This is a genomic window from bacterium, assembly GCA_004322275.1.
Lineage (GTDB): Bacteria > Desulfobacterota > Deferrisomatia > Deferrisomatales > BM512 > SCTA01.
Genome location: SCTA01000041.1, coordinates 1 through 11,632 on the forward strand (window position 1 = coordinate 1; position 11,632 = coordinate 11,632).

The 11,632-nt window shown below is 55.5% G+C and carries 8 protein-coding genes; 5 read left to right on the top strand and 3 right to left on the bottom strand.

Features of this window, described 5'->3' with window-relative positions; all coding sequences use genetic code 11:
- Positions 1-493: 493 nt before the first annotated feature.
- The 3 genes from EPN96_12315 to EPN96_12325 form a co-directional block, all read right to left on the bottom strand.
- Positions 494-910, bottom strand: a complete 417-nt coding sequence (locus EPN96_12315) for a hypothetical protein (protein ID TAL15542.1) — start codon at positions 908-910, stop codon at positions 494-496.
- Positions 911-1,043: 133 nt separating this feature from the next.
- The gene (locus EPN96_12320; GenBank protein TAL15543.1) at positions 1,044-1,358 is read right to left on the bottom strand and encodes a DUF4325 domain-containing protein; all 315 of its coding nucleotides are present in this window, start codon (positions 1,356-1,358) and stop codon (positions 1,044-1,046) included.
- Position 1,359: 1 nt separating this feature from the next.
- The gene (locus tag EPN96_12325; GenBank protein ID TAL15544.1) at positions 1,360-2,373 is read right to left on the bottom strand and encodes a hypothetical protein; all 1,014 of its coding nucleotides are present in this window, start codon (positions 2,371-2,373) and stop codon (positions 1,360-1,362) included.
- A 766-nt stretch (positions 2,374-3,139) separates the two neighbouring features.
- On the opposite strand from EPN96_12325, the gene EPN96_12330 reads away from it, so the two are divergent.
- The 5 genes from EPN96_12330 (at position 3,140) to EPN96_12350 (ending at position 11,458) form a co-directional block, all read left to right on the top strand.
- Positions 3,140-3,895, top strand: a complete 756-nt coding sequence (locus tag EPN96_12330; GenBank protein TAL15545.1) for a lipid A phosphate methyltransferase — start codon at positions 3,140-3,142, stop codon at positions 3,893-3,895.
- 261 nt (positions 3,896-4,156) lie between these two features.
- Positions 4,157-4,882, top strand: a complete 726-nt coding sequence (locus EPN96_12335) for a hypothetical protein (protein TAL15546.1) — start codon at positions 4,157-4,159, stop codon at positions 4,880-4,882.
- Between the two features lie 182 nt (positions 4,883-5,064).
- Positions 5,065-5,676 (top strand): TetR/AcrR family transcriptional regulator, encoded by a 612-nt coding sequence (locus EPN96_12340; GenBank protein TAL15547.1) that lies wholly within the window; start codon positions 5,065-5,067, stop codon positions 5,674-5,676.
- Positions 5,677-5,691: 15 nt separating this feature from the next.
- Positions 5,692-7,014 (top strand): efflux RND transporter periplasmic adaptor subunit, encoded by a 1,323-nt coding sequence (locus tag EPN96_12345; protein TAL15548.1) that lies wholly within the window; start codon positions 5,692-5,694, stop codon positions 7,012-7,014.
- Position 7,015: 1 nt separating this feature from the next.
- On the top strand, positions 7,016-11,458 hold the full coding sequence (locus EPN96_12350; protein TAL15549.1) for an RND transporter: 4,443 nt from the start codon (positions 7,016-7,018) through the stop codon (positions 11,456-11,458).
- Positions 11,459-11,632 lie beyond the last annotated feature (174 nt).

The window sequence follows — 11,632 nt, forward strand, 5'->3', positions numbered from 1 at the left end:
TGCCTCGCGCTCCTAGCCACCTTTTGAGTGAGCAAAAGGTGGCCCAAAACTCAGCCCGGACCCGTCGCTCGCGCTTTAAAAAGCGCGACCACTTCGTTCCGGCTGGGCCGTACGGGGCACCCACTACGCTTCGCTCCGTTAAGACCCGCGCCGGCCCGACGCCTCCACTCGTTGCGCCGCGTACGGGCCCCGTAGGGAGACGAAAAGAAGGCTCGCCGATAAGCGGAAGAGAATTGTTGGCTTATCGGCTCGAAGGTAATTTGTTTACAAGTATCAGAAACCGTGTTGGTCGCTTATCGCGAGGCGAAAGGCGAAAAACGATTATGGAATTGTCGGCTTTCGTGCCTCAAGCCGACCTACACGGCTGCTGCGACGTTCGCACATCCTTTAAAACGATAAGGCCCGCAAATGCGGGCCTTATCGTTTTTCTATTGGTGGGCGGAATCCACCCTACGCGACTAAATTGGTTGTCGGTATAACATAATACAATTATTTAGCTGTACAATCTCAGCTTATTTAATATTAGTTCTCTGTGTAAATTTGAATACATAACGCTTGCATTACATGTAAGTATCCCTGTCTGCTGCGCCTTCCTTGATGTCGGCAAATCAGTTGTCTCTTTCTTATATGCAAGATACTGGCGTTTTATTTCATCGGGGGCACAATCATTAGTGGTGATTTTTTTTGATGTGATTGCCTTGTGCAGATAGTCGATATTTCTACTTAAATTTTTAATTTCCATCATTAAATTGATATAGTTGTCGTCGTTTGGCTGCTTCACATAATCATGGTATTTTTGATAAGACCTTTCAAGGCTAGTAGCAGCAAGGTCAAATAAGCTTGATACCATGTCTTTGTTTTTAAAATTATTATTTACAGATGTAACTATAAAAAGAGCGATGTATACCATAAAAAATGTTCTGCTAATTAAATCCAAAATTCCGAATAATTTTATATCATAAAAATTCTGGTACGATGATATCGGAGCCGTAAATATTTGTCCGAAAGCAAAACCAAATATAAAGATTAAAATACTAATTAAACTAGCGTGCATCTTTTATATACTGCGTAATCTCTTCAACTAATAAAGGATCTTCGCTGGACTTGAAAATAAACCTATCCAAACAACGCTTAGCACCGTAATCTCTTGCGATGCCACCAAAGGCTTCTTCCAAAAACGAAGTTGGGAACCCTGCGCACCCATCAAGGTCAATCACTATTTTGGAATTATCGTTTTCGTCTCTAAAAAGAGGTACTAGTATACTAAGCCGGAATTCTTCACCGGAAAACGGGCCATCGTCAACAAAGCGTGCACCAGGTGTCCGCGAAAAATCGGTGGCAATATTTATCCTGTTCATATCAAGATGCCTCTTTAAAATCAGAATAACTAAATTCCCACGCGAGCAGTGTACCCTTAAACCTATGCTTTAATTCGATAGTTTCACCCATCGCACATCGATACATCCCCCTATTAGATATAACTATCAAATCACTAATATTCTTAGTATTGTATGTTTCTTTCATGCTTGGCAACCCCTTACCGCGATGATGCTGCCTAGTGCTTGTCCTAAACTCCCCATCAAGTGCAGATTTAATCAAAGCACCATCTCTCAATTTTTTTAATTTAAGTTTTTTTGCTAGAGCGCCAACCATATCACCAAAATTCTTTGCGACCGTTGTAGGAATGCCCTTACCTGTGTCAAAAAAATAAAATCTGACTCGCTTTTTATCTTTTTCGTTTGATGCAATCATCCACCATTGATTTGTTTTATGCGAACTATCGTAAGCATGATGCCAAGTATTAACCATACACTCTATAATAATGTTATAAATTCTTCTTGATTTTAGATCACGCTCTTGCCCTGTGTGCCTATACACAAAATCCAAGACATCATTGGCTAAAGGAGAATCTGATTTTTCTCCATTTCTGACCGTAAAATAATCTGATGAAGTAATAGTTGCGGATTTAGAAACAACAAAATCATAAAATCCAGACTTTCCAATCGTCTCTTTGCATTTTCTATCAAGCGGCAGGTTTCCGGATATGTTTAGAATATACTTTGCTTTTTTGGCCCTGTCAAGCAACGCAAGAAGGTATAGAACCGCATCAAGCGTTATTGTTTTTATTTTGGTCATATTGAAGAATACTTTTTTATTGTTATAAATTAATTCTTCTACCTTTGCGAAAGTGGAGACCATTTCATTTGGATTATCAACTACGCTAAATGCAGGAGGGCAATTTATGACATAACGATCATGCTGATCTTTTCCATAATATATTATTTTACTTATTCTTACTGACCTGCGAAATTTTCGCCTTATAAATATCAACTGCCTTTTACGTGGCTCGCTGGGGCCAAAAATCTTTTTCATATCATTAAGCCTTGCAGGTCGTATTTAGAAAAACGCCGATCTGACAATTAGACCACATATTTTGTTTCTTTCGGTTTGTCTCTTTCATTATTAAATAACAGAGAATTACAAGTACATTGTTTTTTTGCGTTTCACACAAACCGCCTACAGCTTCTTACGACAACCGTTTCTAATTCTGCCCCTTTTTCTTTTTTCTGGCAACGGGATTGTTGTTTCCGTTTAAAAATGCACCTTCCCCTTTACGTAAAACTACCTTCGAGCCCATAAGCTGGTTACGACCCGCTTATGGGCGAGCCCGGAGCGTAGCGACCCTGCGGCGTCCCCCAAGGGGCCCGTACGCGGCGCAACGAGTGGAGGCGTCGGGCCGGCGCGGGGTCTTAGCGAGCATAGCGAGCGGGTGCCCCGTACGGCCCAGCCGGAACGAAGTGGTCGCTCGTAGAGCGAGCGACGGGTCCGGGCTGAGTTTTGGGTCACCTTTTGCTCACTCAAAAGGTGACTGGGGGCGCGGGGCGAAGCCTCGCAAGGTGTAGAAAAGGTTTTCACGAAATGGTTTTGTCGCCTTTCGCTACGCTCAAAGCGACCTACATAACTGTTGCTGGATTTCCGTTTCACTGGAATGACGAAAGTCTCTGGATTCCCGCAGGCGCGGGAATGACGTAAATTTTCGCGAAATTGCTTTCACCGTTTTTAGTTGCCGCAAACCGGGTTTTCCCGCTATAAGCGCCAAGCGTATAATTATCAGCCAGACCGTGAGGCAACAAGATAGATGAAAACTCCCCTTAACGACGAGATGGTAAAGCAGGGTCACACCCTCTTCCGTTACCGAAGCTTCATTCCCCTGCTTTTTATCCTCCCCGGCTATCTGGCGCTGCGGGAGACTCCCGCCATAGCCGCGAAGATCGGCCTTGCGGCGGCAAACCTCTGGGCGCTTTTCAGCTTTTTCGTCTCCCTCTCGGGGCTAGTCATCCGCGCGGTGACGGTGGGCTACAGCCAGGCGGCCACCTCCGGCAGAAACACCAAAAAACAGCTCGCCAACTCGCTGAACTCCACAGGCATCTACTCTCTGGTGCGAAACCCCCTCTACCTCGGCAATTACCTTATGCTTCTCGGCGTCTCCCTTTCGCTGATGGTCTGGTGGTTCCCCCTCCTCGTCACCCTCTCCTACTGGCTTTACATGGAGAGGATCATCGCCACGGAGGAGCGATTTCTTATCGAAAAGTTCGGCGATTCCTACCGCCGCTGGGCGCTTGAGACCCCCGCCTTTATCCCCCGTCTCTTTGGCTGGCAGACGCCGCGCAATCCCTTTTCGATGAAAAAGGTCCTCCGCCGCGAGTTTTACGGCTTCACCGCCCTCTGCCTCGCCTTTTTCGTCACAAAGCTCACCGCCGACGTGCATTTCGGCAAGATGGAGTTTGGGTCGTGGCTTTGCGCGGCCTGGCCCTGGAGCTACACCTTTTTCGCTTCCCTCCTCCTCTTCGCCGTCCTCTACGCGCTGAAAAAGACCACTCGCCTGCTGCGCTGACCTGCGGGTTTCGCCTGTCTCATAAACGCAAAAACCTCCTCTTGCGAGGACAATATTGTAAATTCCGGGAATAATTATGCCAATTTTGTAGGGCAAAAATTCTTTCGCGCCATGATAAACATTACCGTAAGGTTGCGTACTCATTATCGTTTGGTATTCTTTTAAAACGTTGGCACGGGTCTTGTAATAATCCCGTTCCGATGCCGTTCTTTTAACCGCCGTCTTACGGCTTATCAACGAACCATTTGGAAAGGAATCAAGATGAAAAGAACCGCCAAAGCCCTTTTGACTGCGTTCTCCCTCTTCGCCCTCGCCGCGCCCGCGCTGTCCACCCCCAGCACCCAGATCTGGATACCCTCCACCGACATTCAGGCCTACGGCGTCACTCACCTGACCGTCGACAGCTACATCAGGACCTCGCAGGACGACCCCTACTTTCCCCCTGTCTTCGTCTTCGGGCCGACCATCGGCGTCCTGCCCTACGAGAAGATCCAGATGGAAGTCGGCTTCGACCTCATCTACAACGGCGTTCCCGAATATGATTCCCACCCGATCTACGGCCACCTGAAGATCGGCACCCCGGAAGGCTCCATGTTCGAGTCCTCCCCCGCCCTCGCCGTCGGCGGTTACAATTTCGGCACCGAGAAGGATCTGACCAACCAGAACATAATCTACGGCCTCGTCGCCAAGAACATCCCTGTTCTCGGCCGCCTCTCAGTCGGATACTACCAGGGCAACGAAGACGTCCTCGGCGACGACGACAGCGGCATTCTGGCCTCCTGGGACCGCTCGCTTCCCGAAATCTCCGACAAGCTCTGGGCCGCCATCGACTACCAGGGCGGAGACAACGCCCTCGGCGCGCTCAGCTTCGGCTTTTCCTACGCCTTCGCGCCCAACGCCAGCGTGATCTTCGGCTACGACATGTACAACGACAACGACATCGCCGGTGAAGATACCTACACCGTTCAGGTCGATCTCAACTTCTAAAGAAATCAACAGCGTAAATCCCCCTCCTTGACAGGCTTGACACGGCCTGCACCTTCGGCGGGACCCAAATGGGTCCCGCTTTTTTTTATTTTCATCAAAAAAAGTTTATTTCCCCGTTGACTCTCCGGTCCAACTATTATATTTAACGCTAGCTAAACAACACCACCCGGAGAGTTCCCTTTATGACAGCGAAAACAAGCCAGCCCGAGCAGGACAGGGAGATGCGGCAGAAGATATTGAAGAGCGCAACGAGGCTCTTCGCCGCGAAAGGCTACGCCGCCACCTCCGTGCGCGAGATAGTCTCGGAGGCGGGGGCGACCGCCCCGGTTCTCTACTACTACTTCCAGAGCAAGGAAGGGGTCTATCTCGAAATAATGCGCGAGGCGCTCTCCCAGTTTGAAAGCGCCCTCACCGAATGCGCAAAAAAAGAAGGCTCCGCCGAAGAGAAGCTGAGATATCTGGCGGTGCGGCTCCACAACCTCCATTGCAAGAACCTGGATACGGTTAGCCTCATCCATTCCGTCTACCACGGCCCGCCGCAGGGCGCGCCGGAGTTTGATTTCGACACCTTTCACAAGTGGCTGCTCGCCACAATCGCCTCCCTCGTCGGCGAAGGCATTTCGCGCGGGGATTTCGCGGGGGAAAGCCCGGAGGCGATGACTATGGCGCTGCTCGGAGCGGTGCGCTTCGCCATGGACGCCGAGCTTTGCCACCCGGAGGACTCTCCCGGCGAGGAAGGTCTGTCAAAGGTTCTCGACATTATTTTTCTGGGGATGAGACCCCGGAATAGCTGAATCAGGGGATTGTTCATGAGGAAAATTCGTCTGGCTTTAATTACGTCAACGCTGGCCCTGGCCCTCCTTTCCGGGTGCTCTTCAAAAGACTCCGGCAAGGATTCTCCCGCCAAAACCGAAGGGAAACCGCCGGTGGCCGTGGAGATACTGAAGGTTTCGGGGGAAAACACCTCTTCGGGAATCGACGTTGTCGGAACTCTCGAACAGAAATTCTCCGCCGACGTAAAGTCGGAGGTGCGGGGAAGGATAACCGCCCTGCACGTAACCCAGTGGGTCAACGTCAGGAAGGGCCAGCCCCTCGCCGAGATCGACGCGAGCGAGCCCAGGCTTGCCCTCGAAAGGGCCAAGGCGGCCATCGAGGGCGCAAAGGCGCAGGAGGCGGTAGCCAGGGCGCAGGCCGAGGTTGCGAAGTCTCAGGCCATCGGCTCCAGATCCCTGGAGGAGACCGCCAGAGCGGGACTGATGGGCGCGGAAGTGGACGCCGAAAGGAGTGAGAGGGAATACCAGCGCCTTAAAAACCTCAGGGAATCCGGGCTGGCGACGCAGCAGAGCCTCGACGAGGGGCTTTCCGCCCTCGACGCCGCAAAGGCGCGGGTGAGGGCCGCCAAATCGCAGATAGAATCGACGGTCTCGCAGATAGCTTCCGCGCAGGCGCAGGTGGCCGCCGCTGAGGCTCAGGCCCGCGCCGCCTCCGCGCAGGTCGCGGCTTCCCTGGAAGATATGAAGCAGCTTGAGACCCAGATCGCAAAGGCGACAATCGTCTCCCCCCTTGACGGAACCGTCTCCGAGCGCTTCATGAACGTCGGGGACCTCCCCGGCGACGCCGTGATAATGCGCGTGGTGGACAACTCCCTCCTCAACCTGACGGTAAACGTCCCCTCGCAGGCGATCTCGTCGGTAAAGGCCGGACAAACCCTTTCATTTTCGACCGATTCTCTCCCCGGCGAGACCTTCGAGGGCAAGGTGATGTTCATAAACCCCTCCGCCGACCCCGCCGACCGCTCGCTGCGGGTGACCGCCGAGGTCAGGAACTCCCCGCCCAGGCTTCGCGGTGGCCTCTTCGTCAAGGGAAGGATAGTCACCGGCGCGAAGGAGAACGTGATCCTTCTGCCGCGCGGCGCCCTCGTCTACTGGGACGTTCCCTCCAAAAAGGGCGAGGTTTTCGTGGTCACCGGAACTACGGCTAAAAAACGGTCCGTCACCACCGGGGCCGCCGGCGGCGATACGGTCGAAATCGTCACCGGCCTCTTCGCGGGTGAAGCCGTGGTCCTTCGCGGAGGCTTCAACCTCGTCGACGGCGATGTCGTGAGCGTCTCCGAAGCCAGGGGAGCGAAGTAAAATGTTTTTATCCGACCTTTCAATAAAACGGCCCGTCTTCGCGGCGGTGATGATGCTGGCTCTGGTCACCCTCGGCGTCTTCTCCTACCGGCGGCTGGCTCTCGACCTCTACCCGAACGTAGACGTGCCGGTTCTCATCGTCACGACGCAGTACCCCGGTGGTTCGCCGGAATCGGTCGAGCGCGAGGTGACGAAGAAGATCGAGGAGGCGATAAACCCCATCGCCGGAGTCAAGCACGTCGTCTCCAACTCCCTTGAGGGCGTCTCGATTGTCGTCGTCCAGTTCCAGCTGGAGATAAAGATAAACGAGGCCCTGCAGGAAGCCCAGGCCAAGGTGCAGGCTATCCGCGGCAGCCTTCCGCTTACCATCGAAGAGCCGGTGATACAGAAATTCGACTTCTCCGCCATGCCCGTCGTCTCGATGGCGGTTAAATCGGAAACCCTCTCCCCCCGCGAGCTTTCGACCGTGGTGGAAAAGCTGGTCAAGCCGAGGCTGGAGAACATCTCCGGCGTAGGCAAGGTCGATCTGGTCGGTCTTTCCAAGCGGGAGGTCAACGTAAACGTGGACCCGCTACGCCTCGACTCCTTCTCAATGGGAGTTGACGAACTTATCGGCGGTCTTCGGTCCGAGAACGTCAACACCCCCCTCGGCAGGATAAAGAGCGGCCTCACCGAGGCCCCCCTGCGCGTCTCCGGCAAACCCGGCCTGGTCGCCGGGTTCAACCGAATCGCCATAGCGGGCAGAAACGGGCGGACAGTCGAGCTGGGGCAGGTTGCGGATATAGTGGACGGCATCGAGGAGCAGCGCACCCTCGCCTTCGTCAACGGCGTTCCCGCGATTGGCATAGACATCCAGAAGCAGTCGGGGGCGAACACCGTGGAGGTGGTCGACGCCGCGATGAAGTCTCTCGCGAAACTGAAGGGGGAACTGCCCCCCGGAACCAGCATAGAGGTGGTGCGCGACGCCTCCGTCTTTATTCGCGAATCGGTGGAGGACGTTGAAAACTCCCTCGTCCTCGGCGGCCTTCTGACGATACTGATCGTCTTTTGCTTCCTGAACTCGTGGCGCTCGACGGTAATCACCGGCCTTACCCTCCCCATCTCCGTCGTCGCCTCCTTCATCGTCATGAATTTCATGGGGATGACGCTGAACATGATGACCCTGATGGCGCTTTCCCTCGCCATCGGCCTTCTCATCGACGACGCCATAGTCGTGCGCGAAAACATCGTCCGCCACCTCGAAATGGGCAAAGACCACTTTACCGCCGCCAGGGAGGGCACCGCCGAGATAGGTCTCGCCGTGCTCGCGACCAGCTTTTCGATTATCGCCGTCTTCGTGCCGGTCGCCTTCATGAAGGGCATCGTCGGCCGCTTCTTCTTCTCCTTCGGCATAACGGTAGCCTTCGCGGTGCTTGTCTCCCTCTTCGTCTCCTTCACTCTCGACCCGATGCTCTCCTCGCGCTGGCACGACCCGGACATCGAGCGGAAGGGTAAGCGCCACCTCGTCGCCCGCCTCCTCGATTCCTTCAACGACTGGTTCGACCGGGCGGCGGACCGCTACAAGGTCCTCATCGGCTGGGCTCTCGACCACCGTAAGACTACGATGGCCGCCGCGCTCGCAGCCTTTGTGGGCGGAATAATGATCTTCGGCTCGCTCGAATCCAGCTTCATGGTCGGCTTCGACAAGGGGGAGTTCTCCGTCGGCCTCAAATCCTCCCCCGACGCCTCGATTAACGAGACCGAGAACAGGCTTGAGGCGGTGCTGGGCGAGATACGGTCGCTGCCCGAGGTGCAGCACACCTACGCCACCATCGGCGCTAACAACTCAACCGTTCGCGACGCCCTCATCTACGTGAAACTGAAGGATAAAAATGAGCGCGTCCGCTCGCAGGACGAGGTACAGCGCGACCTCCGCTCACGGCTGGTGAAGGTTCCCGGCATAGTAAGCTCGATCATGGAAGCCGACAGCTTTCAGGGCCAGAAGGCCCTTCAGGTAAACCTCCGTGGCGAAGACCTTGGACTTCTGAAGAAGTACGGACAGCAACTGAAAGCCGAGATATACAAGATTCCCGGCATAGTCGATCTCGAAGTGACCCTCGAACACGATGTGCCGGAATTCCAGCTCACCGTGGACAGGGAGCGCGCCGCCGACGCCGGCCTCTCCACGGGCAGCATCGCCGGCACCCTCGGGGCGCTGGTGGGCGGGCAGGCGGTCACCACCTACGAGGACGAGGACGGAGACGCCGTTGACGTGCGGGTGCGGTTGCCGGAAAACCTCCGGGGCGACATGGAGACAATAGGCAGGCTGCGGATCGCGGCTCCGGGGCAGGGGACCGGCGGCTCTACCGCTCTCGTTCCCCTCGGCGGCCTGATCAGCTACAACATGGAAAAGACCCCCTCGCAGATCGACAGGCAGGATCTCTCCCGCCAGGTGGTCATCTCCGCCAACCTCGACGGCCTCCCCATCGGCACCGCCGTCCAGAAGGTCGCCGAGGCCGCCAAAAACGTCCCGATGGAGCCCGGCTACAGGGTGGTCTTCTCCGGCGAGGCGGAGGACATGGCCGAATCCTTCGGCTACATGGCGGAAGCCCTCCTCATGGCGATAATCTTCGTCTACCTGATACTCGCCGCGCAGTTTGAATCCTTCATCGACCCCCTCTCCATCATGCTCTCTTTGCCCCTCTCCCTCGTGGGCATGGCGGGGATGCTGAAGATGACCGGCGATACCATCAGCATAATGAGCCTCATCGGCCTCATAATGCTGATGGGGCTCGTCACCAAAAACGCGATTCTGCTTGTCGATTACGCGAAGATTCTGGGGAAGGGCGGTATGGAGAAGCGCGAGGCGCTGATTACGGCGGGCCGCACCAGGCTTCGCCCGATAATGATGACCACCCTTGCGATGATCTTCGGCATGCTTCCCCTCGCGCTCGCCCTGGGAGCGGGCGCGGAGATGAGAGCCCCGATGGCGAGGGCGGTCATAGGCGGCCTCATAACCTCCACCATCCTCACCCTCCTCGTCGTCCCCGTCGTCTACTCCGTCCTCGACGATTTCGGCGGCTGGATAAAGAGGAAGTGGAGAAGCGGCATACCCGTGGACGAAACGACTCCTGAGAGCGGAGTAAAGAAACTGCTGGTTTCTCTCCTCATCGGCCTTTTCCTCACCGCCGCCGGAGCCCCCCTCGCTTACACGGAAGAAGGCGGAAAGACAAGTATGACCGTCCTCACCCTCGAAGAGGCGCTGAAACTCTCCTCGGAGCAGAGCAAGGACATAAAAAAGGCCCGGGAGCTTAAAAACCAGTATTACGGCATTTACGTGCAGGAGAGGGCTTCCGTCTACCCGCAGGTAACCGCAACCGCCAACCTTCTCCGGCAGGAGGACGACAGCCAGTCGAGGCTCGGCGTTCCCGGAACCGCGACTAATATAGCGGGAGCAGGCGTCAACGTCTCTCAGGTGCTCTACACCTGGGGGCAGCTCGACGCAGCGGTCCGCGCCGCCGAGATCGGAATGCAGACGGCGGACGACGAACTTAGGGTTGCCCGGCAGGAAGCGGCGCTTACCGTAACTTCAACCTTTTACGACCTTCTCCTCGTCAAGGAGCTAAACGCGCTCGCGGTCCAGAACCTCCAGCAGCGGGAAAAGCACCTCGAAGAAGCGAAAAAGAAGCTGGCTGCGGGGGTTGCGACCGATTACGACCTCCTCTCCGCCGAAGTGGCCGTCAAAAACGCGAAACCCGAAGTCTCGAAGACCCAAAACCAGATACGGCTCCTCCGCGACAGACTGCGCTTCCAGCTCGGGATAGAGGAGGGGGAGGTAGACGTAAAGGGCTCCCTAGAAGTCGTCCCCTCGCCCGCCCCCGGCTACGAAGTCGCCCTGAAGTCCGCGAAGGAGAACCGGCCCGAACTGGCGGCGCTCCAAAAGAGGCTCGAAGTCTACGGCGAACTGGTCACCATAGCAAAGGCGGGAGACAAGCCGCGCCTCGACTTCCGGGGCTCCTACGGCTACTCCTCAATAAATCCCGACGGCAGCGCCGAAAGCGACGGAACCAATTGGAGCGCGGGTATTTTCGCCACTTGGCCGATCTTCGACGGGAAGAGGACACAGGGCAGGACAGCCCAGCTCGCGAGCGAAGCCGCGGGGCTCCGTATCGACGAGCAAAAGCTCCTCGACGGGCTGGCCCTCGGGGTGCGCGACGCCCAAAACAACGTCCGCGAGGCCGAAGAGGTGTTGGCCGGGCTTGAGGGAACGGTGGCGCAGGCCGAAAAGCTCCTCTCAATGGCGCAGAAGGGTTACGAATTCGGCGTGAAGACCAAGCTCGACGTGGACGACGCCCTCCTGAACCTCACACTGGCAAAGAGCAACCTCGCTGGCGCGAGGCGCAACTACCTCGTCGCCCGCGCCACGCTCGAATTCGCGATGGGAGTGCTGGGAGATAAAATTTAACAAAACTGCTGCGAGCCTGCCCCGCCTTCGTCGTCGCGATTCGCTTCCGGGCTCACCGTAGCGCTGCCGTTGCCTCGCCTTTCGCTACGCGGCTCCTTGAATCCGGGGCTCTCGCGACGTTTTTGGACAGTCCTCAAAACTACAAAGGCCCGCATTTTGCGGGCCTCGTTCATG

Bases quoted from the DNA above. Each gene is read 5' to 3' on its own strand.
- EPN96_12315 (TAL15542.1), bottom strand. From the start codon at position 910: ATGGTATACATCGCTCTTTTTATAGTTACATCTGTAAATAATAATTTT.
- EPN96_12320 (TAL15543.1), bottom strand. From the start codon at position 1,358: ATGAACAGGATAAATATTGCCACCGATTTTTCGCGGACACCTGGTGCA.
- EPN96_12325 (TAL15544.1), bottom strand. From the start codon at position 2,373: ATGAAAAAGATTTTTGGCCCCAGCGAGCCACGTAAAAGGCAGTTGATA.
- EPN96_12330 (TAL15545.1), top strand. From the start codon at position 3,140: ATGAAAACTCCCCTTAACGACGAGATGGTAAAGCAGGGTCACACCCTC.
- EPN96_12335 (TAL15546.1), top strand. From the start codon at position 4,157: ATGAAAAGAACCGCCAAAGCCCTTTTGACTGCGTTCTCCCTCTTCGCC.
- EPN96_12340 (TAL15547.1), top strand. From the start codon at position 5,065: ATGACAGCGAAAACAAGCCAGCCCGAGCAGGACAGGGAGATGCGGCAG.
- EPN96_12345 (TAL15548.1), top strand. From the start codon at position 5,692: ATGAGGAAAATTCGTCTGGCTTTAATTACGTCAACGCTGGCCCTGGCC.
- EPN96_12350 (TAL15549.1), top strand. From the start codon at position 7,016: ATGTTTTTATCCGACCTTTCAATAAAACGGCCCGTCTTCGCGGCGGTG.